Below are 20,816 nucleotides of genomic sequence, written 5' to 3' on the forward strand. Positions count from 1 at the left end.
CGGGCGGCGGCGTCGCGGGCGGGGCGAGGTTCAGACGGGCGGGGCGGGGCTCAGGCGGGCGGCGGCGTCGGGGACTCGTCGCGTAGCCGCGGCTCCGTCCGGCGGGACGGGGTGTGGCCGGCCTTGTCGGCGTAGAACGCGCGCACCAGGTCCATGTCGGCCCGCACGTCACCGGTCAGCGTGAGGGTTGGGCCGAGGCCCGTCGTGCGGGTCGTCCGGTCGACGTACCCGAGGGTCACCGGGAGGCCGGTCGCGCGGGCGATCCGGTAGAAGCCCGACTTCCACCCGTCGCCGCGACGCGTCCCCTCGGGCGTGACGACGAGGTAGAACCGCTCGCCGCCGCCCAGCCGCGCGACGAGCTCGTCGACGAGCCCCGCCGGGTCGCGCCGGTCGACGGGGATCCCGCCGAGCGCGCGCATGAGCGGGCCGGCGACGCCACGGAACAGCGTGTGCTTGCCGAGCCAGCGGAACGTCAGGTCCGCCTCGCCCGCGATCGCGAGCATCAGGACGAAGTCCCAGTTCGACGTGTGCGGGGCGCCGATGAGGATGCCCGCGCCGTCGGCCGGGACGCGCTCGGTGCGCAGGGTCCAGCGGCTGACCCGCCAGTAGGCGCGTGCGAGGGTGCGGCGGACGCTCACGATCCCGCCACCGCGTCGACCGGACCGGCCGTCCCGGTGAGCGCGCCCTCCGCCCGCACGGCGGCGAGCAGGCGCGCGACGATCTCCTCGCCGCCCGCGACGCCAGCACGGCGCGTGACCGTCAGGTGCGGCGCCTGCCAGCCGGCCTCGTGCAGCTCGCCGTGCGCGGGCCGGAACGCCCGGTCGGCGGCGACGAGCAGGTCCGCGTCGAGCAGCGAGTCGCCCGCCGCGAACGTCAGGTCGGCGCCGACGCGCTGCGCGACCTCGGCGACCGCGGCGGACTTCGTCAGCGGGGCGGGCACGCAGTACACCTTGCGCCCCTGCAGCGACACCGTCCACCCGCGCTCCGCGCACCACGCCGTCAGGTCGTCGACGAACGTCGGCGGCAGCAGGTCGCGGTTCACCACGAGGTACGTGAACAGGTCCTCGGCGACACGGTGCTTGCGGACCCACGGCTGCTCCGCGACGACGCGCAGGTGCTCGACGACCTCCGCGAGCGGCGCGCACTCCCCCAGCCGCGTCCGCACGGTCGCCGACCAGTCCTCGCACGGCTCCCCGTCGACGAGGATGTGCCCGCCGTTCGACGTCACCGCGTACCGCGGGCCCGGCTCGGGGAACCGCACGCGCGCGTACTGCTTGCGGGTGCGCGTCGTCGTCGGGACGAACCAGGCGGCCTCGACGAGGTCGCCGATCATCTCCTCCGCGTCGCGCGTCCAGAACGACACCGGCTCGCCCTCGAACACCTCCGCGACGGTCATCGCGGGCGCCTGCTCGTCGTCGCCGCCGAGCCGCAGCGCGGCCGCCGAGTAGATGAGCGTACGGTCCAGGTCGCACGCGACCACGACCGCGCTCACGCGTCACCCCGCACGGCCCGGCCGTCGGCGCCCGTCGCGCCGGCGGTGAACCGCGGGTGGATGAGGCCCACGCACGAGTAGGGCAGGTCGGCGACGGTCTCCACGGGTACTCCTCGTTCGGCGGCCAGGTGCCGGACGTGCGCGACGTCGGCGGGGTCGACGTCGGGGCGGACGAGGACACGCCACGGTACGCGTCGCAGCAGCACGCGCGTCGTCTCGCCCACGCCCGGCTTCACGAGGTTCACGTCCCCGATGCCGTACTCCTCGACGATCCGCTCGACGGCCGCCCAGCCGGCCCAGTCGACGTCGGCGTGCGCGTCGGCCAGGCCGCGCCAGTCACGCTCGACGGCCTCCCGGACGTCGGGGAAGCGCGCGGCGACCGCGTCGAGGAAGCGTCCCGAGACGTCCGCGGGCGCAAGGTCGGCGTAGAACTTCGCGCCGTGGAACTGGTCCGGGCCGATGAGGTCGCGGTTCAGCACCGTGCGCGACACCAGTCCCGACACCGTCGAGTTCAGGCACGCCGACGGCACCAGGAAGTCGTCGCGCGTCCCCGCCAGCCGCACGCAGCGGCCCGGGTCGGCGAGCACCGCGAGGTCCCGCGGGAACGCGACGCCCGTCCGGCCCTCGTGGTCGGCCAGCGCGGCGTCGAGCTCGCGCGCGATCGCGCCCTTGCCCGTCCAGCCGTCGACGAACACCACCGACGCCGGGTCGTGGTGCGCCGCGAGGTACCGCAGCGCGACGTCGTCGATGCCGCGACCGCGCACGATCGACACCGCATGGTGCGGCAGGTCGACCCCGTGCACGAGCTGCGCCCACCGCCGCACGAGGATGCCGACGGGCGTGCCCGCACGGGCCAGCGACACGAGCGTCGCCCCGTCGCCGCGCGCCGCGAGGATCTGCTCCGCGACGACGCCGACCGCGTGCGCGAGCCGCTCCGCACCCGCCTCGAGCGCCTCGTCGAACAGCCGCACGTACGCGGCGCTCGGCTGGTACTCGACCGGCAGCGACTCCGCGTAGTGCGCGCCGCCCGACTGGACCGCCTCCTCGCGCTCCTCGACCGGCGCCTCGAGCGCGACGCCCGACAGGTCCGTGAGCAGCCACGTCACCTCGTCCGGGGCGTACGAGCCGAACGCGGGACCGCGCAGCGGCTGGGGCAGCGGCTCGGGCAGCGGGGTGTCGACGGGCGGCACCGTGCCGGCGGTCGAGCCGGCACGTGTCGCCGTCGCGCGCCGCGCCGCGGCGTCGGGGAGCACGACGAGCAGCACGTCGTCCGTGTGCGCCGCGACCTCGTCGAGCAGCCCGCCCGGTGCCGTGAGCGCGGGTGTGTCACCGGGGGCGTCCGTGACGACGACGACCGCGCCGAACCGGTCCGCGGGCGCGCTCGGCGCGACGTTGTACGCGAAGCGGCGGTGGCCCGGCTCGCCGGGGGCCGCGTCCGCGGGGTCGTCGTGCGCCGCGAAGGTGAGCGCCGACCGGATCGCGTACGCCGCGTCGTCGACGGCCAGCACCGGCGAGCGGGTCGTCGTCGAGAAGCGCACGTCGGTCGACCCGTCGAGCGCCGTCGCGAGCGCCTCGCCCAGGCGCAGCGGCGCGTCCATCAGCTCCTCGGTCCCGAGCACCAGCACGCGGCGGCCCGCGACGCGCGCACCCGCGGGTCCGCTCACGATCGCCGCGGTGAGCGCGGTCGTCCCGGCCGCGACGGCCGCGTCGAGCGCCCGCCGGTCGTCGGCCGTCACGCCGTGCCGCCCGGTCTCGGGGACGTCCGCGGGCCAGCCGACGTCGATGCGCCGCACGGTCGCCCGGCCGGGGCGCCCGGCCGCCGTCGTGCTGCCGACCACCCGGCCCGCGGCGTTCGCCGCCGTGGACGCGTCGACCTCGGCGACGAGCGCGGCACCACGGGCCACGACGTCCGCCGGCGCCTCGACCTCGCCCGCGGCGAGCGCGACGACGTCGATGCGCGTGCCCAGTCGGTCCGCGAGCGCCGCGGCACGCGCGCGGTCGTCGTCGGTGCGCAGGTCGACGAGCGTCGCGACGACGTACCGGTCGCGCGCGGCGAGCCGGTGCACGGCCTCGATCGTGTGCAGCGCGGTCGTCCCCGTCGAGAGCTCGTCGTCGACCAGCACGAGCGGCGCGTCCGACGCGAGCAGCGCCGGGTCACCCGGCAGCAGCAGGTGCGTCGTCGCGTGCGAGTGGTCCTCCTCGAACGCGCCGACCGACGGCACGCCCGCGACGGGTCGCCGCGTCGAGTGCAGGTACGGCGCACCGCCGAGCGCGTCGGCGACCGCGTGCCCGAGGGCCGTCGCCGTCTCCGCGTACCCGAGCACGACGGCGCGCGCGGGGGCGTCGGCGACGAGGTCGGTGACGAGGTCGGCGACCACCCCGGCGAGCAGCGCCGGCGCGACGGGGTCGCCGTCGAGCGCGTCGCGCAGGACCGCGCCCGCGCTCACCAGGCGGCCGTCGAGGTCGGACGTCGCGGCGGTCTCGACCCCGTCGACCGAGGCGTCCTGCGCGCTGCCGCCCGTGCCGGGCGCGGCAGCGGGCGGCCGCTCGTCGAGGGAGCGGGACGCGAGCGCGCCGAGCAGCAGGCCCGCACCACGGACCACGCGCGGGTCCGTGGGGACGTGCTTGCCGAGCACGCGCGACACCAGCAGGTGCGCGCGGCGCGGGTTGCGCCGGACCGCGAGCCCGACGAGGTCCGTCAGGTCGAGCCCGACGGCCGACCCCGTCGTCCGCAGCGCGAGGTCCAGGCGGTCCGACACCCACGCCCCGGACCAGGCCGCACCGGAGCCCGCGTCGGGCGTCGCACCGGGCGTCGCACCGGGCGCCGCGCCGGCCGTCGCACCGGGAGCGGTCGGGCGGAGCGCGTCGACGGGCGCCGTCACGCGCGTCCCGCCGTCGCCGCCAGCAGGTCGACGAGGCCCACGTCCTCCGCGGCGACGCCGAAGGCCCGCGCACGCAGGACCGTCCGCTCGGCCCAGGACAGGTGCGGCTTCGACTCGTTCATCTTGTTGCCGTAGCGCGACGCCGAGACGCCGGACCGACCGGCTGCCTCCAGGACGTCGGTCGCGTCGGCGTACTCCTCGTGCGTGACGACGGACAGGGCGTGCACCACGGGCACGTGGCTCGGGTGGATGACGGTCTTGCCGGTGAGGCCGTTGACCTTGTCGAGCACGACCTCGCGGATCAGCCCGTCGAGGTCGCGCGTGATGAGGTCGGCGCGCAGCCGGTTCGCGTCGTGCTGGTCGAACGGCGTGTGCCGCAGCTGCGGCTTGAACAGCCGCTCGTCGCTGCTGAAGTACTCCCACACCGGCCCGGTGACGACGAAGCCCGTCCCGTCCGTGCGGCCGAGGACGTTGATGACGTCCGTGAGCACGCCCGCGACGAGCCGCACGTCCCAGATCGTCAGGTCACGCCCGCGCCGGATGCCGTACACGCTGCACAGGTCGGTCGCGCCGGTGCGGACCGCGAGCACCGACGAGCGGTGCTTGTCGAGCAGCCGCTGCACGCCGAGCAGCGCGTCCTCGCGCGTCTCGCGGTGGATGATCTCGGGCGACTCGATGACGGGCATCGCGAGCAGGCGGACGCCCGCCGTCGCGGCGGTGTCGTCGACCGCGTCGAGGAACGCGGCGCCGTGCGTCTCGGTGAACTTGGGCAGCACGAACCCCGACAGGATGCGCGCGTCGTCGCCGAGCGCCGTCACGATCGCGGGGATCTGCTCGGGGTGGCGCACGCGCACGAAGACGAACGGCGCGGCGGACTCGTCACGCGCGAGCTCCCGGAGCTGCGCGACGACGTTGCGCTCGGCCTCCGGCACGTCGGCGTCGGCGACCGAGTCCTCCAGGCACACGACCGAGCTCACGGCGCCCGCGGCGGCCCGTCGCACCAGGTCGCGCGCGAGCTGCGGTCGCGTGCCCGGCATGTAGAGCGTCGCACCGAGGGCCACCGCGAGGAGCGCGGGCGGGCACGAGCGGCCCAGCGCCTCGGGCGGCCGGGAGAACAGGCGCTCGACGTCCTCGTCGGGCAGGTGCGAGAAGTGGCGCGCGCTCACGCGGCGCCCGGTCCCGGGGGTGTGGTGACCTGCATGTCGACTCCGTCCGTCTGCGGCCCGCCGCGAGGGGGTGGTGCGGGGCGCGCGGACACGGTAGCCCAGCGGTGTTCCGCGCACGACGCGTCCAGGTGAACGTCCGGTGCACGTCCCCGGTTCCGACGCCGCCGACAGCGCTCGCGCCGCACACCCGACCGGCCCGTCCTCGCGCCGGCGTCCCCTTCGCGGCTCCGACGCCCGCCGACCCGGGCCTGGTGACCGGTGCGGGGCCCTGAGCGGTACCCCGCCCCGGGTCGCGCCGGTCGAGCGTGGGTGGGGGACGTCGCGGTCAGGTGAGGGGGGTCCAGGGGTCGACCCACGTGATCGTCGTGAAGCCGTAGGCCAGAGCCGCGTCGCGGAAGGTGCCGTGGACCAGCTCGTCCTCGGCGCGCAGCACGAGCTCGCCCGCGACCTGTGTGATCGACAGCGCGACGAGCACGCCCGACGCGGGCTCGCGGTCGAGAGCCACGTCGACGCGCCCGCCGTCCGCGGTCTCGACGAGCAGCGCCCCGCCCCACCGCAGCGTCGCCCCGGACGGCGAGAACGCGAGCACGACGAGCCGCTCGAGCCGGCGCACCTGCCGCAGGTCGAGGCGGAGCACGTCACCGTTGTCGCGCGCCGCGACGACGACGTAGCGCGACGTGCCGACCGGCGCGACGGTCAGCCCGCGCGCCTCGTCGAGCACCGACGACTCGCCCGTCGTCAGCCGGTACGCCGCCGCGAGCCGCAGGTCCCCGATGTGCTCCGACACCGCCGCCCGGACGGTGAGCACGCCGATCCCCGACTGCAACCGGTCGAGCGTGAGCGTCGGGCGGTCGTCGGTGAGCGACGCGCGCCCGCCGGGGGCCAGGCGGTCGGGCGTGTAGCCGAGAACCAGGTCTCCGGTCGCGGCGGACGGACGCGGGCGCGCGGCTCGCGACGGTGCCGCCACGGGCGACGCCGACCCCGACAGGTCGAGCGACGTGCCCGACGACGCGGACGCCGAGCGTGCCGCCGACGGCAGGTCGAGCGACGTGCCGGACGCGGACGACGGTGCAGACGGCCGCGCAGGCGTCGACAGGTCCAACGACGTCCCGGACGAGGGCGCCGAGGGCCGCTCGGGCGTCGAGACGTCGAGCGGCGTGCCCGAGGACCCGCCCGTCCCGGCGGCGGCGGGACCCGAGAAGTCCAGCGACGTCCCGCCCGCCGGCGCGGCCGGGGGCGCGGAGAGGTCGAGGGAGGTGCCCGAGGAGGCCGCGGGCCGCGGCGGCGAGGGCGGAGCGGCCGGCCCTGCCGACTCACCCGACGTCGGGCGGGCGGGAGCGTCGGGACGCAGGCGCCGACGGCGGAGCCAGGGCAGGTCGTCGCGCGGCGGTGCGCCCGCCGGTCCGAGGCCGACGCCGCTCACGGTCGCAGGCCGTGGTCGCGCAGGATGCCCGCGATCCCGTCGGCGTACCCCTGCCCGACGACCTTGAACTTCCAGTGCGGACCGTTGCGGTAGAGCTCGGCGAGGACGAGCCCGGTCTCGGTGGACAGCGCGGGCGCGAGGTTCTCGGACACGACGAGCTCGTCGTCCCCGGCGAGGTCGAGCACGCGGACGCGCGCCTCGCGGAGCTGCCCGAGCGAGCGCCGGTGGCCCAGTCCCTCGTTGATGTAAGCGACGACGACGATGCGCGACACCTCGGCGGGCACGTCGCGCAGGTCGACCTCGATCTGCTCGAGGTCGCCGGTCGCGCGCGCCTTCTCGAGCTGCGTCACGGACAGGTCGGGCGACGTGAGCTGGTTGAAGAACACGACGTGCTCGCGCGAGAGCAGCTGGGTCGCGTCGTCGCACAGCAGGGTCGCGACGACGAGGTTGTCGACGAGCACCGTCTCGGGGGACGCGAGCGCGACGCCGACGACGACACCCGTGAGGTGCGGGATCTCGCGCGTGAGGTTGGCGTTGCCGCCGCGGGGCATGGGTCGGGCTGCCATCACAGGTCTGCTCACAGGTCCAGGTCGGAGCGGGAGAACTTGGTACGGAGGAACGCGCCCTGCGTCATGAGGGCGTCGGCGTCCTGGTGCTGCACGGCGTCGAGGGTGGCGGCGACGGACGTCGTGAGCGTGTCGAGCTGCATCATCAGCGCCTGCGTCGGCGTGTGGCCGGACCCGCGTGGGACGTCGCGCAGCGACTCGTCGACGGCCAGGTAGGTGCGCAGCGTCGTCGGCAGGTAGTCGGTCGCGGTGCCCTGCACGGACATCACGGCGTACACGTCGAGCGGGCGCACCTCGGACGTGTCGACGACCTCGCGCAGCAGGTCGGTGAGACGGCGCGCGTTGACGACGGCCGCGACGGGCAGGTCGCCCGACCGCGAGTTCACCAGCCGGACGACCTCGGCGACCGCGCGGCGCAGCTCGGCGGGGCTGTCGCCGGACGGGGCCGGCGGCTGCACGACGGCGACGGGCTCGTCGCGGTCGCGCAGCCGCTGCCAGAACCCCCGGCGGCGGGCGCCGCCCTCAGGACTCGAGCTCACGCCGGCGGGTGCGCTCCAGGTACGGCTGGGCGCGCTGGATCTGGCCCTCGAGGGCGGTGACGGTCTGCGCCATGGAGTCGACGGCCTGCGCGCGGAAGGTGTCGAGCGCGTCCATCGTCTGGAAGACGTTGTCGAACGCGGCCTGCAGCTTCGCGACGTCGAGCGTCGCCTCGGACGCCTGCTGGTTGATCGCCGCGCCCTGGATCTTGAGCTGCTCGGACGTCGACTCGATGAGGTTCGAGGTCACGGTGTTGAGCGCGGTGATCTGGTCGAGCACGAGCTTCTGGCGCGACAGCGCCTGCGCGACGATGACCGCGGTGCGCAGCGCGGCGACGGTCGTGGTCTGCGCGCGGTCGACGCCCTTGATGAGCTCGAGGTTGTTGCGGCGGACCAGGTCGAGCGCCATGTAGCCCTGGACCGAGACGGCCATCTGCGTCATGAAGTCCTGCCGGCGCTGCCGCACGGGGAACAGCGCGTCGGCGCGCACGGCGTCGGCGTCCTCCTGCCGGCCGGCGGCCTCGAGCTCGGCGATCTTCTGGACGAGCGCGTCGTCGAGCGCGGACGCGAGCGAGTTGTACTCGGCGAGGCGGCCCATCGCGGCCCACAGGTTCGCCTTCTCGGTCTCGATCGCGGCGTTGTCCTTGCGGAGCTCGTCCTGGCCGGACGCGAGCGCCTTGATGATCGCGTCGAGGTGCTGCTGCGCCGACTGGTACTTGGCGAAGTACTGGTCGATCTTCGAGCCGCCCGGGATCCACTTGAGGACCTTCTTGGCACCCGTGAGGTCGGCCCGGTTCGGGTCGAGGTCGGTCACCGTGTTGCGGAGGTCGACGAGCGTGTTCGCGACGCGCGTCTGGGCGTCGCCCTTGTTCTTGCCCTGCACGATCGCGGCCGGACGGTCGAGCATGCGGCTCGACACCGTCGCGGCGGCGCGCATGTCCTGCTCGCCCATCGACGTGATCGACGCGACCTTCTGGCTGAACGCGGGCGACTTGGCGTCGATCGCGGTGAGCTCGGCGACGAACGCGGTCGCCTTCGTGCGCAGCTCCGCCTGCTTCGCGTCCTCGAGCGGCACCGCCCCGACGGCCTGCTCCTCCTTGACCACGACGACCGGGGCGGGCGGCGTGAGGACGAGCGCACCGGGCGCCGCGGCCGCGGGGGCGGCGGGGGCGGTGGGCGTCGACCCGAGGTCGAGCTCGGACATGGGGAGACCTCCAGGCAGGGCGTTCGGGCGGGTGGCCCGGCGCCGCCGGGCACGATGACGACTCTAGGACGCCGCGGCGACCCGTGTGCTCGTCCGGGCGGGCGGATCATCCCGGAGTCCGACGTCCCGGGCACCGATGCGTGGATAGCATCGCCCGGAACCCCAGCCGCCACCGGGTCGTTGGGATCGTCCGACGGGCGGGAGAGCCGCTCCCCCCGGTCCGCGAAGGAGGAGCACGTGTCTCTCAGCCTCACCAAGGGCGGGAACGTCAGCCTGACGAAGGCGGCGCCCGGGCTGACCGCCGTCGTCGTCGGTCTCGGCTGGGACCTGCGCACGACGACCGGTGACGACTTCGACCTCGACGCCTCGGCGATCGTCGTCGGCGCCGACGGCAAGGTCCTCTCGGACAAGCACTTCGTCTTCTTCAACAACCTCACGAGCGCCGACGGCTCCGTGCAGCACCTCGGCGACAACCTCACGGGTGAGGGCGACGGCGACGACGAGCAGATCAAGGTCAACCTCGCCGGCGTGCCGGCCGAGGCCGACAAGATCGTGTTCCCCGTCTCGATCTACGACGCCGACAACCGTCGCCAGACGTTCGGCCAGGTCCGCAACGCGTTCATCCGCGTCGTGAACCAGGCGGACAACAGCGAGCTCGCGCGCTACGACCTGTCGGAGGACGCGTCGACCGAGACCGCGATGGTCTTCGGCGAGCTGTACCGCAACGGCGAGGAGTGGAAGTTCCGCGCGGTCGGCCAGGGCTACGCGTCCGGCCTGGCGGGCATCGCCCGCGACTTCGGCGTCGGCGTCTGATGGGCGTCGTCCTCGCCAAGGGCGGCAACGTCTCCCTGACGAAGGAGGCGCCGAACCTCACCAAGGCGCTCGTCGGGCTCGGCTGGGACGTCCGCACCACGACGGGTGCCGGGTTCGACCTGGACGCCAGCGCGCTGCTCGTCGGCGCGAACGGCAAGGTCCTCTCGGACGCGCACTTCGTGTTCTACAACAACCTCACCAGCCCGGACGGGTCCGTGACGCACACGGGCGACAACCGCACGGGCGAGGGTGACGGGGACGACGAGGCGATCGTGCTCGACCTGGCCGCGGTGCCGGCCGACGTCCAGCGGATCGTCTTCCCCGTCTCGATCTACGACGCACCCGCGCGGCAGCAGAGCTTCGGGCAGGTGCGCAACGCGTTCATCCGCGTCGTCGACCAGTCCGACGGCAACGAGCTCGCGCGGTACGACCTGTCCGAGGACGCCTCCACCGAGACGGCGATGATCTTCGGCGAGATCTACCGCAACGGCGCCGAGTGGAAGTTCCGCGCGGTCGGCCAGGGCTACGACACCGGCCTGGCGGGCATCGCGACCGACTTCGGCGTCCAGATCGGCTGAACCGCTGCACGGCCGGCCGCGGTCGCTCCTAGACTGCGGTCGGCCCTGCAGCGGTCACCCCACCCCTCCACGAGATCGAGAGTCCCGTGTTCTTCCGCATCTTCGGCTGGTCGTTCGCCGTCACGATCGTGTCGCTCGTCGTCGCGTTCTTCTACGGCGGCTGGAACGCCTTCGTGCTGTGCCTCATCCTCGGCGTCCTCGAGGTGTCGCTGTCCTTCGACAACGCGGTCGTCAACGCGAAGATCCTCGAGCGGATGAGCCCGTTCTGGCAGCGGATCTTCCTCACCGTCGGCATCGCGATCGCCGTCTTCGGCATGCGCCTCGTGTTCCCGCTGCTCATCGTGGGCATCACCGCGAACCTCAACCCGGTCGAGGCGATCCAGCTCGCGATGGAGAAGGGCAACCCCGAGGACCCGGGCACCTACGGGTACCTGCTCAACGAGGCGCACCCGCAGATCGCGGCGTTCGGCGGCATGTTCCTGCTCATGCTGTTCCTCGACTTCATCTTCGAGGACCGCGAGATCACCTGGTTGTCCTGGCTCGAGAAGCCGCTCGCCAAGATCGGCAAGCTCGACCAGCTCTCCGTCGTCGTCGGCGGCATCTCGCTCGTCCTCGCGGCGGAGCTCCTCGCGGAGGACCCCGCGATCGTCATGGTCTCCGGCGTGCTCGGCATGATCACGTACATCGCCGTCAACGGCCTGGGCTCGCTCTTCAACGTGCCGGACGCCGCCGACGAGGACGCCCCCGCCGAGGTCGAGGCCGTCGCGGACAAGGCGACCGGCCGCTCCGGCCCGACCGAGCTCGCGAAGGCCACCGGCAAGGCCGGCTTCTTCCTCTTCCTCTACCTCGAGGTGCTCGACGCGTCGTTCTCGTTCGACGGCGTCATCGGCGCGTTCGCGATCACGCCCGACCCGATCATCATCGCCCTGGGCCTCGGCTTCATCGGCGCGATGTTCGTCCGGTCGATCACCGTGTTCCTGGTCCGCAAGGGCACGCTGTCCGAGTACGTCTACCTCGAGCACGGCGCGCACTGGGCGATCGGTGCGCTCGCCGCGATCCTGCTGGTCAGCATCGGCTTCCACGTCGACGAGATCATCACCGGCCTGGTCGGGGTCGCGTTCATCGGCGCCGCGTTCGCCAACTCGGTCGTCCGCAACCGGCGCGCACGCGCCGCAGCGGGCGACGCGTCGGAGGACGACCGCGAGCCGCAGCTGACGCCGGCTCCCTGAGCCCGGCCCCTGATCCCCGCTCCCCCGTCGAAAGGCCGCACGTGTCCGTCAACCTCACCAAGGGCCAGACCGTCTCGCTCACCAAGTCCGACGGCGGCACCCTGACGCAGGTCCGCATGGGCCTCGGCTGGGACGCGATCAAGGTCCGCGGGCTGTTCGGGCGCGCGAAGGAGAAGTCGGTCGACCTCGACGCGTCCGCGCTGCTGTTCGACGCGAACGGCGCGCTCGTCGACCAGGTCTGGTTCAGCCAGCTGGCCAGCAAGGACGGCGCGGTGCAGCACACCGGCGACAACCGCACGGGTGCGGGCGACGGCGACGACGAGTCGATCCGCGTCGCGCTGACCGGCGTCAACCCGGCGGTCAAGACCCTCGTGTTCGTCGTCAACAGCTACACCGGCGAGACGTTCGCGCAGATCGAGAACGCGTTCTGCCGCCTGATCGACGAGACGACGGGTCAGGAGGTCGCGCGCTACGACCTGTCCGGCTCGGGCCCGCACACCGCGCAGATCATGGCGAAGGTGACGCGCGACGGCGCCGGCTGGAGCATGACGGCGCTCGGCGTCCGCACCAGCGGCCGCACGATCAAGGACATGCTGCCGGCGGTCTCGCAGGTCCTCTGACCCAGCGCGCACCGCACGACCGCCGAGGGCGGGTCACCTGCCGGGGTGACCCGCCCTCGGACGTCTCCGGCGTCGTCGTTGCTGCGGGACAAGGGGAGCACCCCCATGCGCGGGATCAGCGGTGCCGTGGGTGCGGTGATGACCACCATCTGCGCGAGCGTCGCCACCGCTGACATGCACGGCGCTGCGACGCAGGCGCCGGTGCCCGCTTCAGGACCGTGCGGTCGCGAGCGTCGCGGCGCCGACCGGGGCGTCGGCCCGCCGTGTCGCGTCGTCGCCGACGCGTCGCGCACGGTGGGCGTGGCGGCGGCGCAGCTCGGAGGGGATCGCCAGCGCACGGCGACGGGACGGCATGAAGCGCAGGAAGAACACGAGGCGCAGCGCCCACGCGAGCGGGCCGGTGACGCTCAGGCCCCACACGTCAGCGACGCCGTGGCCGACACCGAACGCCGCTCCCTGACCGAGCCCGAGGTAGCGGAACGGGAGCCCGGGACGGCTCTGCAGCGCGCGGGCGACGTTGCGACCGACCTGGTCGCCGGCCTTGATCGCCCACAGGGCGTTGGCCGGGACCGGCTCGCGCGTGCGCGGGTGCAGGACGCGTGCCGCGTCGCCCGCCGCCCACACCCCGTCGCGGACGGTGAGGTCGGGCAGCGTGCGCAGGCGGCCGTCGTCGTCGCGGGCCAGGGGTTCGGTGCCGGGCAGGCGGACCGGGCGCTGGCCCGTCGTCGCGAGCACGGTCCGGGTGCGGACGCGGGTGCCGTCGGAGAGGTCGACGCCGTCGTCGTCGGCGGCGACCACCGCGACGCCCGTGCGCACGTCGACGCCCAGCCGGTCCAGCTCGCGCTCGACGTGCCGGGCGAGGCGCGGGCGGCGCGCGTGCAGCGCCGGGACCACGCGCTCGCCGCGGTGCACCAGCACCACCCGACCGGGCCGGCCGCCCGAGCGGTCCGCGAGCGCCCCGGCGAGCTCGGCACCCGCGAGCCCGCCGCCGACCACCACGACGGGGTCCGGGTCGTTCTCGGCCGCTTCCGCACGCGCCGCGAGCGCCTCCAGCCCGCCGGGGTGGCGCAGCGTGAGGGAACGGCCGGTCAGGCCGTCGACGTCGTCGACCGGCTCGCTCGCGCCCGTGCCGAGCACGAGCGCGTCGTAGGCCACGGAGCCGGGCTCGCCACCGTCCGCGGGCCGGTAGGTGACCGTGCGGGCGGACAGGTCGACGTGCTCGACGCGCGCGTGCACGACGGTCGCGAGCGGCATGGCCTCCGCGAGCGGCGTCTGCGTGAGGCGGGCGGGCAGCAGGCCCGACACGACCTCACCGGTGAAGCCGTGGAAGTTGTGCACGGGGTTCTCGGACACGACGACGATCTCGACGGACCCGTCGCGGAGCATCCCGCGGACGCGGCGCACGAGGGCGCCGTAGGCGTGCAGCGTGACGTACCCGCCGCCGAGCAGGACCACCCGCCGGGTCACCGGACCGTCCCCACCGTGACGAGCCCGGCACCGCTCCGCCCGGATCCGGCCTCCCCGTCACCGTCGCCCCAGCCGCGCTCCGGCGACCCGGGGGTGGTGACCGGTCCGGACCGCGTCTGCGGTACCCACGCCCGGGTCGTCACGTGCGCGGCCGGCCGAGCCGTGCCGACCGGCTCGTGCGAGGTGGCGACCGCCTCGACGGCGGCGCGGTGGTCGGTGCCGTCGGTCGTGAGCGGGCGGCCGAAGGTCGTCGGCGGCGCGGCGCGGAAGCCCAGGCCGGCGAAGCGGCGGGCGATCGTGCGGAGGTGGTCGACCTGGTCGAGCGTCGGGACGCCGAGCGAGAAGTGGCCGGTGTGCCCGTACAGCGCGAGCAGCGCGGTCTCGGCGAAGCAGCCGTAGGTGAGCCCGGGCGGCTGGCCGATGTCGCCGCCGCGCAGCCGCAGGCCCGGCACGGCGACGACGCCCCCGTCGACGACGGTCACGTCGGGCCGCTCCACGAGCAGGTCGGGCGACGTGTTGCGGGGCTGCGTCGCGTCCAGCACGACGGCGCCGTCCGCCAGGTGCTCCGACCGCAGGAGCGCGTCGGCCGCGGCGGTGAGGAGCACGACGACGCCGCACCCGCGCACGTCGTGCAGGTCCGTCGAGACGGTCGTCGGGATGCGCCGGCAGACCTCGCCCGCGAGCGCCCCCAGCCGGCCGCCGGCGCGCGCGACGAGGGTCAGGTGCTCGACGGCCCGGTCCCGCGCGAGCAGGCGGACGAGGGTCGTCCCGACGCTGCCGGTCGCACCGACGACGGCGACGCCGCGCGCGCGGTCCGGCTGTGCGGCGAGCAGCGCGCGCAGCTGGTCCTCGACGATCGCGGCCGTGTACGCGTTGCCGTTGGTGACGCCGATGTCGGTGCGGCCCGCGAGCGTCGACCCGCCCGCGGTCACCGTCGCGGTGAGCGCGCCGAGCCCGACGATCCCCGCGCCGTGCCGGGCGGCGAGGTCCACGGCCGCACCCACGCGGTCCCGGGCGGCGTGCGGCGCGTCGAGCATGTGCCGGGCGCCGAAGGGGACGAGCACGACGCGGCCGACGGGGTCGGGGGTCACGTCCGGCAGGTGCACCCGGGCCATCGTGAACGGGCGCAGCGGGAGACGGCGCACCGCCCGGTCGGCGACGCGCTCGGGGATGCGACCGAGCGGCGACCAGACGCGCGCGAGGTCGTCGGACACCCGGACCCGCGGATGGACCAGGAACGCGAACGGGACGGCACTCATCGGCGGTTCTCCAGGGGATCGCGGCCGCGGGAGGCCGGTCGAGGGTGCGGCCCGGGGGCCGCGACGGAGGTGAAGAGGTCCGGCGGCGGCGGCCAGATACGTCGGTCACCCGGTCGGCCGCCCGTGCACGCCCATGCTCCCGGCGCGCGAGACCCGGGGGCGTCCGCCGTCGGTCGCGTCGTCGGCGGCGCGTCGTCCCCCGACGGGCTGGTCCTGCTCCCGCGCATCCACCGGGCGACGGACCTCAGAGCTCCGTCGGGACGCCCGGAGTCGGGGGTGACCCTGAGGGGACATCCGGGGGCATACCGGATGTCGGCCCCCGGTGCGGGATCCCTAGGTTCGGGCCATGACCTCCGACCAGCCCAGCGCGACCCTGACCGCGCCGCCCGCGGCCGCAGCTCCCGCCGTCGCCGCCCCGCCGCCGGCCGCGCCGGACCGCCGCTCGCTGGCCCCCGACCTCGCGCGCGGCATGCTGCTGCTGTTCATCGCCCTCGCGAACGTGTGGGGCTACCTGTGGTCGACCGGCGACACCGGGCCCGGCGGCCGACCGGCCGGCGGGTCGGGCGTGGACCACCTCGTCGACGGGCTGACCGCCTTCTTCGTCGACGACCGCTCGCGGCCGATGTTCGCGATCCTCTACGGGTTCGGCCTCGCGACGATGGCGAGCCGGCTCGCGTCGCGCGGCGAGGATCGCAAGGGCGTGCGCCGGGTGCTGGCGCGGCGCAGCGCGTGGCTCGTCGTGCTCGGCCTCGCGCACTCGGCGCTGCTGTTCGGCGGCGACATCCTCGCCGCCTACGGCGTGACGGGCCTGGTCGCGCTCGCGTTCCTGCACCGGTCGCGCGTGACGCTCTGGGTCTGGTTCGCCGCCGGCACGCTGCTGTCGACCGCGGCGGGCGTCGTCGTGCTGGTGTTCTTCCCGGACGGCTTCGGTGGTGACGGCACCCCGACGACGAGCTACCTGGCGTCGGTCGGCGAGCGGCTGGTGTCGTCCGGCGCCTCCCTGGGCCTCGCGGTCGTGCTGCTGTTCTTCGTGCCGCAGGTCGTGCTCGGCATCCTGCTGTCCCGCTCCGGGTGGCTGACCCGCCCGTGGGAGCACCGCCGCCGCCTCGGCCAGGTCGTCGTCGTCGCGCTCGCCGTCAACGTCGTCGGCAACCTGCCGTGGGCGCTCGTCGTCGGGCACGCGTGGGAGCCGTCGGCCGCCGTCGGCGGGGTCCTCGAGATCGTCCACATCGCGTCGGGCGTCGTCATGGGCCTCGGGTACGTGTGCCTGTTCGGCTGGCTCGCGGCCGTCTGGCACGACCGCCGCGACCTGCCCGTGGTGCGGGCCGTGACCGCGGTCGGCGAGCGGTCGCTCACGTCGTACCTGCTGCAGTCCGTGATGTTCGCGCCGCTGCTGAGCGCGTGGGGCCTCGGGCTGGGCGGCCGGATCGGCACGGCGACGGCCGCCGCGCTCGCCGTCACCGTCTGGCTCGTGACCGTGGCCGTCGCCGTCGCGCTCGACCGCGCCGGCCGCCGCGGTCCTGCCGAGGTCCTCCTCCGCCGCCTCACGTACGGCCGCCGCCCGTCGTCCCGCTGACACCGGCGACGCCGGGACGCCCGCGTGGAAGTCCTCGGCCGACGTCAGCAGGGTGGAAGGATCGTCGCCCATGAGGCGATCGAAGGCTGTCCTGCGGGCACGCGTCGAGGACGGGACGACCTACGACGACCCGTCGGAGGACGCGCTGTTCCTGCTCTTCGAGGACATCGAGTCGGGCGACGGCACGTGGCTGGTCGTCGAGAACCTCACGGACCGCTCGCACCAGACCTACGCTCAGTGCGCCCGGCAGGACGACGGCTCGTACGAGGTCGAGCACCGCGCGGGTTCCGCCGACCGGCACTTCACGACGACCGTGCTCGACTTCCGTGCCGCGCACGAGGTCGTGACGGCGTGGGCGTTCGACCTTCCCGGCTGGCAGGACCTGCCGTGGGAGCGTCTCGAGCTCTGATCGGCTACGCCTGGGCGCCCGGGAGGCGGGAGCGCCAGGTGTGGGTGGGCTCGTAGCCGAGGAGGCGGCGGGCCTTGTCGATGGACAGCAGCGTCTCGCGGCCCTCGACGGGTCGGCGGAGCTCGACGTCGGGGAACTCGGCGGCCAGCAGCTCGGCCGACGGGGTTTCGAGGACGGTGTCGGGTGCGGCGATGATGAACGCCTCGAAGCCCGTGAGGTCGCTCTCCAGGGCGAGTCGGACGGCCTGCGCGCCGTCGCGCGCGTCGATGTAGCCCCACAGGTTCCACCGCCGCGACTGCGCGGTGAAGACGCGGAACGCCGGGTAGTCCTCGTCGACCATGACGTTCGAGAACCGGAGGCCGATCAGCTTGGCGGACGGGTCCCAGCGCGTGAAGTGCCGGGCCATCTCCTCCTCGACGGCCTTGCCGAGCGAGTACGTGCTCTCGGGGCGGACCGGGTACTCCTCGTCGACGGGCGCGTACGGCGGCGGGGTGTCGAACGGCAGGCCGAGGACCGTCTCGCTCGACGCCCAGACGACGTTGCGGATGCCCGCCCGGCGCGCGGCGGAGAACACGTGGTGGGTCGACACGACGTTGTTCGCGAACGTCGCACCGCTGGGGATCAGACCGGGCGCGGGGATCGCGGCGAGGTGCACGACGGCGTCGACGCCCTGGTAGCGGTCGTCGATGCCGGTGAGCGCCTCGGTGACCTGACCGAGGTCGGTGAGGTCGACGCGCGTGAACAGCGCCGGCTGGCCCGGCGGCGGCGGCGCGACGTCGACGTTCACGACGTCGTACCCGTGGGCGGCGAGGTCCTCCACGACCGCCCGCCCGAGCTTCCCGCTGCCACCTGTCACCACGACGCGCGTCATGCGACGACCGTAACCCGGCACGCCCGCGACGCCGACCGGGCTACGCGTACCGGCGGTGCTGGAGAGGCAGGAACCGGTCGACGGAGTGCCGGAGGCTGAACCGCGGCTTCCGCAGCCGGACGTCGACGGAGTAGTAGTCGGCCCACGTCCGGAACGCCTCGTAGCCGCGCCAGTCGAGGTCCAGCCCCTCCACGACCTCGACCGCGCGCGCCGCGAGGTCCGGCCAGCCGAACCGGCGCGCCGCCTCGTACGGGTCGGTCACGCGCGCCAGCAGCGGGTCGCGGCCGTCCGACGGCGGGACGTCGCCGTCGAGCACCATCTCGGCGATCGCGCGCACGCTCGTCGCGCGGTCGACGAACGGCAGCGTCAGCCGCGCGAAGTCGTCGACGATCACCTGCGGGAACCCCGGCGTCTCGGCGGTGTACTCGCCGCGCCACCCGAACGCCGCCGCGGCCTGGTTGTACTGGTGCACGAACCGCTCCGCCGCGGTCTGCTGCCCCTCCGCGGGCGCGCACTCGACGGTGATCGTCCGGACCCGGTCGACGCGCGCCTGCGGCTCGCACCGCACGACCATCGCGACGTCGCCCGACCGCCCCCGGAACACCGGTCCGCCGCGCGTGAAGCCGCGCTCCGCGAGGAGCGGCTCGAGCGCGCCGGGCAGGTCGAACGTCGCGCCGGGGGTCGCGTCGGTGCTCACTCGGCGTCGAGCCAGGTGCGGGCGGGCGGGAGCAGCGCCTCGAGCTCGGGCCACAGCGCGTCCGGGAGCTCCGCCGACGCGGCCGCGACGGTCTGCTGGACCCGCTGCGGGCGGCTCATCCCGACGATCGTCGCGCCCACGCGCGGGTCGCGCAGCGAGAACTGCAGCGCCGCCGTCGCGATGTCGGTGCCGTGCGCGGCGCACACGCGGCGCATCGCGTCGGCGGCCTCAAGCACCTCGGGCGGTGCCTCGCGGTACCCGTACGTCGTCGGGCCGCCCTCCTGCTTCGCGAGGATGCCCCCGCCGTGCACGGCCGCGTTGAGGATCCCCATGCCCTGCCGCTCGGCCTCGTCGAGCAGCGGACCCGCCGACCGGTCGAGCAGCGTCCAGCGGTTGTGCACGAGCAGCACGTCGAACACCCCGAGCGCCAGGTAGCGCGCGATCTCCTGCACGCGACCGCCCGCGAGCCCGATGGCCCCGACCTCGCCCGACTCGCGCAGCGCGACGAGCGCCTCGACGGCACCGCCCGGACCGGCGAGCTCGTCGAACGACCAGGTCTCCGGGTCGTGCAGGTGCACGAGCGGCAGGTGGTCGAGGCCCAGGCGCTCGCGGCTCTCCGCGACCGACGCCCGCACCCGGCCGCCCGAGTAGTCGCCGTCCTTCGGGTCGACCTTCGTCGCGACCGTCACGCCGGCCGGCAGCCCGCCGACCTCGCGCAGCGCCGCACCGATCCGCCGCTCGCTCTCGCCGTCGCTGTACCCGTTCGACGTGTCGACGAACCGGATCGGGCTGTCGAGCGCGGCGAGCACCGTCGCCACGCCCTCGTCGGCCGGGACGTCCCGCCCGAACAGGTTCGGCATGCTCCCGAGCGGGCCGCCGCCCAGGCAGACCGCGGACACCTCCAGACCCGTACGGCCCAGCGGGCGGATCCAGCCGGGCGTGCCGGGGGCGAACGACGTCATGACGGGCTCCTGGGGGCGATCACGGATCGACGGCGATCCGACGGCGGCGGGCTCGTCGCATTCCATCACGGGACGACGTGGCCGGCCGACGCTCAACGCAGGCGGGCGAGCGAGTCCAGCGCGGCGACCGGGTCCGGTCCGAGGGGGAACAGGACCGCCGACGACACGCCCGCGTCGAACAACGCGTCGAGCCGCGCACGTGCGGCGTCGGGCGGCCCGACGATCGCGAGGTCGTCGACCCACGCGTCGGGCAGCGCCGCACCGAACTCCTCGGGCGACGCGACGCCGGCGCGCAGGGCGGCGATCTCGTCGGCGTACGGCAGCGGGGCGAGGTGGGGCGCCCAGTCGGGCTCGCCGACCCACGCGAGCGTGGGGCGGGCCAGCGCGCGGGCGGCGTCCGCGTCGTCGTCGACCGCGGCGACGCAGTACGCGACGACCCGGTGCTCGCGCGTGGGGGCGATGTGCCCCAGCGCCGTCGCGACGTACTCGGGCGTCACGGGTTCGGCGAGCACCGTCCCGTCGGCGTACCGGCCCGCCACGGCCAGCGACTTCGGCCCCCGCACACCGGCGAGGATGCGCGGCGGCTGCGCGGGCGGGGACTCGAGCTGCACGCCGTCGAGGTGGACGTACCGGCCGTCGGCGTCGACGCGCTCGCCGTGCACGATCGCGCGCACCGCCCGCAGGTGCTCCTCGAGCATCGTGAGCGGGCTCGCGGGCCACGCGCCCACCTGGCGCATCCAGCCGGGCATGCCGTGCCCGATGCCGACGTCGACGCGGCCGGGGAACAGCTCGGCGAGCGTCGCCGCCTCCATCGCCGTGAACGCGGCGTCCCGGACCGCGGCCGGGAGGATGCCGATGCCGACGCGGATCCGCTCGGTCCAGGCCAGCACGGCGGCGGCCTGCGCGACACCGCCGCGGAAGAAGCAGTCCTCGACGACCCACACCTCGTCGAAGCCGAGCGTCTCCGCACGGAGCGCGAACTCGCGGACCCGTCCGACGGGCAGGTCACGGGGCAGCAGCACGCTCAGGGCACGGTCGGTCATCGTCGTCCTCCTCCGTCGCTCCC

At 74.8% G+C, this 20,816-nt stretch carries 20 protein-coding genes; 6 read left to right on the forward strand and 14 right to left on the reverse strand.

What is annotated here, in order from left to right; all coding sequences use genetic code 11:
- Window positions 1-50 precede the first annotated feature (50 nt).
- The 8 genes from OOT42_RS19230 to OOT42_RS19265 all read right to left on the reverse strand — a co-directional run bounded on the left by OOT42_RS19230 (window position 51) and on the right by OOT42_RS19265 (window position 9,269).
- Entirely contained in the window at window positions 51-638 is a 588-nt protein-coding gene (locus OOT42_RS19230) for a 1-acyl-sn-glycerol-3-phosphate acyltransferase (protein WP_273652756.1), read from the reverse strand.
- Window positions 635-1,492, reverse strand: coding sequence for an HAD family hydrolase (locus tag OOT42_RS19235; protein ID WP_273652757.1), 858 nt, complete (start codon window positions 1,490-1,492; stop codon window positions 635-637). The genes OOT42_RS19230 and OOT42_RS19235 overlap by 4 nt, the downstream gene beginning before the upstream one ends.
- Window positions 1,489-4,374, reverse strand: coding sequence for a phosphoribosyltransferase (locus OOT42_RS19240; protein WP_273652758.1), 2,886 nt, complete (start codon window positions 4,372-4,374; stop codon window positions 1,489-1,491). Before OOT42_RS19240 ends, OOT42_RS19235 begins: the two co-directional genes overlap by 4 nt.
- The gene (locus OOT42_RS19245; RefSeq protein ID WP_273652759.1) at window positions 4,371-5,540 is read right to left on the reverse strand and encodes an HpcH/HpaI aldolase/citrate lyase family protein; all 1,170 of its coding nucleotides are present in this window, start codon (window positions 5,538-5,540) and stop codon (window positions 4,371-4,373) included. The genes OOT42_RS19240 and OOT42_RS19245 overlap by 4 nt, the downstream gene beginning before the upstream one ends.
- Before the next feature lie 325 nt (window positions 5,541-5,865).
- Complete coding sequence (locus tag OOT42_RS19250; RefSeq protein WP_273652760.1) at window positions 5,866-6,963, reverse strand: hypothetical protein; 1,098 nt, start codon at window positions 6,961-6,963, stop codon at window positions 5,866-5,868.
- Entirely contained in the window at window positions 6,960-7,529 is a 570-nt protein-coding gene (locus tag OOT42_RS19255; protein WP_273652761.1) for a TerD family protein, read from the reverse strand. The genes OOT42_RS19250 and OOT42_RS19255 overlap by 4 nt, the downstream gene beginning before the upstream one ends.
- 11 nt (window positions 7,530-7,540) lie before the next feature.
- Complete coding sequence (locus OOT42_RS19260) at window positions 7,541-8,068, reverse strand: hypothetical protein (RefSeq protein ID WP_273652762.1); 528 nt, start codon at window positions 8,066-8,068, stop codon at window positions 7,541-7,543.
- Window positions 8,052-9,269 (reverse strand): toxic anion resistance protein, encoded by a 1,218-nt coding sequence (locus tag OOT42_RS19265; RefSeq protein WP_273652763.1) that lies wholly within the window; start codon window positions 9,267-9,269, stop codon window positions 8,052-8,054. The genes OOT42_RS19260 and OOT42_RS19265 overlap by 17 nt, the downstream gene beginning before the upstream one ends.
- A gap of 237 nt (window positions 9,270-9,506) precedes the next feature.
- On the opposite strand from OOT42_RS19265, the gene OOT42_RS19270 reads away from it, so the two are divergent.
- The 4 genes from OOT42_RS19270 (at window position 9,507) to OOT42_RS19285 (ending at window position 12,509) form a co-directional block, all read left to right on the forward strand.
- Window positions 9,507-10,082 carry a TerD family protein gene (locus OOT42_RS19270; RefSeq protein ID WP_273652764.1) on the forward strand — a complete coding sequence of 192 codons (576 nt, stop codon included), beginning with the start codon at window positions 9,507-9,509 and terminating at the stop codon, window positions 10,080-10,082.
- On the forward strand, window positions 10,082-10,660 hold the full coding sequence (locus tag OOT42_RS19275) for a TerD family protein (protein ID WP_124344308.1): 579 nt from the start codon (window positions 10,082-10,084) through the stop codon (window positions 10,658-10,660). Before OOT42_RS19270 ends, OOT42_RS19275 begins: the two co-directional genes overlap by 1 nt.
- 86 nt (window positions 10,661-10,746) lie before the next feature.
- Window positions 10,747-11,889 carry a DUF475 domain-containing protein gene (locus tag OOT42_RS19280; protein ID WP_273652765.1) on the forward strand — a complete coding sequence of 381 codons (1,143 nt, stop codon included), beginning with the start codon at window positions 10,747-10,749 and terminating at the stop codon, window positions 11,887-11,889.
- A 41-nt stretch (window positions 11,890-11,930) separates the two neighbouring features.
- Entirely contained in the window at window positions 11,931-12,509 is a 579-nt protein-coding gene (locus OOT42_RS19285; RefSeq protein WP_273652766.1) for a TerD family protein, read from the forward strand.
- Window positions 12,510-12,719: 210 nt separating this feature from the next.
- Here the strand turns inward: OOT42_RS19285 and OOT42_RS19290 are convergent, their stop codons facing one another.
- Complete coding sequence (locus tag OOT42_RS19290) at window positions 12,720-13,976, reverse strand: NAD(P)/FAD-dependent oxidoreductase (RefSeq protein ID WP_273652767.1); 1,257 nt, start codon at window positions 13,974-13,976, stop codon at window positions 12,720-12,722.
- Complete coding sequence (locus OOT42_RS19295) at window positions 13,973-15,235, reverse strand: semialdehyde dehydrogenase (RefSeq protein WP_273652768.1); 1,263 nt, start codon at window positions 15,233-15,235, stop codon at window positions 13,973-13,975. Before OOT42_RS19295 ends, OOT42_RS19290 begins: the two co-directional genes overlap by 4 nt.
- Window positions 15,236-15,581: 346 nt before the next feature.
- Here OOT42_RS19295 and OOT42_RS19300 point away from each other — a divergent pair, with 346 nt between their 5' ends.
- Together OOT42_RS19300 and OOT42_RS19305 are read left to right on the forward strand one after the other, a co-directional pair.
- Complete coding sequence (locus OOT42_RS19300; protein ID WP_273652769.1) at window positions 15,582-16,811, forward strand: DUF418 domain-containing protein; 1,230 nt, start codon at window positions 15,582-15,584, stop codon at window positions 16,809-16,811.
- 70 nt (window positions 16,812-16,881) lie between these two features.
- A complete protein-coding gene (locus OOT42_RS19305) occupies window positions 16,882-17,220 on the forward strand; it encodes a hypothetical protein (RefSeq protein WP_273652770.1) in 339 nt (112 codons plus the stop codon).
- Window positions 17,221-17,224: 4 nt separating this feature from the next.
- Here the strand turns inward: OOT42_RS19305 and OOT42_RS19310 are convergent, their stop codons facing one another.
- From OOT42_RS19310 to OOT42_RS19325, 4 genes are all read right to left on the reverse strand, one after another.
- Complete coding sequence (locus OOT42_RS19310) at window positions 17,225-18,091, reverse strand: NAD-dependent epimerase/dehydratase family protein (RefSeq protein WP_273652771.1); 867 nt, start codon at window positions 18,089-18,091, stop codon at window positions 17,225-17,227.
- Window positions 18,092-18,131: 40 nt separating this feature from the next.
- Window positions 18,132-18,788 carry a hypothetical protein gene (locus OOT42_RS19315; RefSeq protein ID WP_273652772.1) on the reverse strand — a complete coding sequence of 219 codons (657 nt, stop codon included), beginning with the start codon at window positions 18,786-18,788 and terminating at the stop codon, window positions 18,132-18,134.
- Complete coding sequence (locus OOT42_RS19320) at window positions 18,785-19,750, reverse strand: aldo/keto reductase (RefSeq protein ID WP_273652773.1); 966 nt, start codon at window positions 19,748-19,750, stop codon at window positions 18,785-18,787. Before OOT42_RS19320 ends, OOT42_RS19315 begins: the two co-directional genes overlap by 4 nt.
- 92 nt (window positions 19,751-19,842) lie before the next feature.
- Window positions 19,843-20,793, reverse strand: a complete 951-nt coding sequence (locus OOT42_RS19325) for an LLM class flavin-dependent oxidoreductase (RefSeq protein ID WP_273652774.1) — start codon at window positions 20,791-20,793, stop codon at window positions 19,843-19,845.
- Between the last annotated feature and the right edge of the window lie 23 nt (window positions 20,794-20,816).

It is taken from the genome of Cellulomonas fimi (assembly GCF_028583725.1).
GTDB classification, from domain to species: Bacteria; Actinomycetota; Actinomycetes; order Actinomycetales; family Cellulomonadaceae; genus Cellulomonas; species Cellulomonas fimi_B.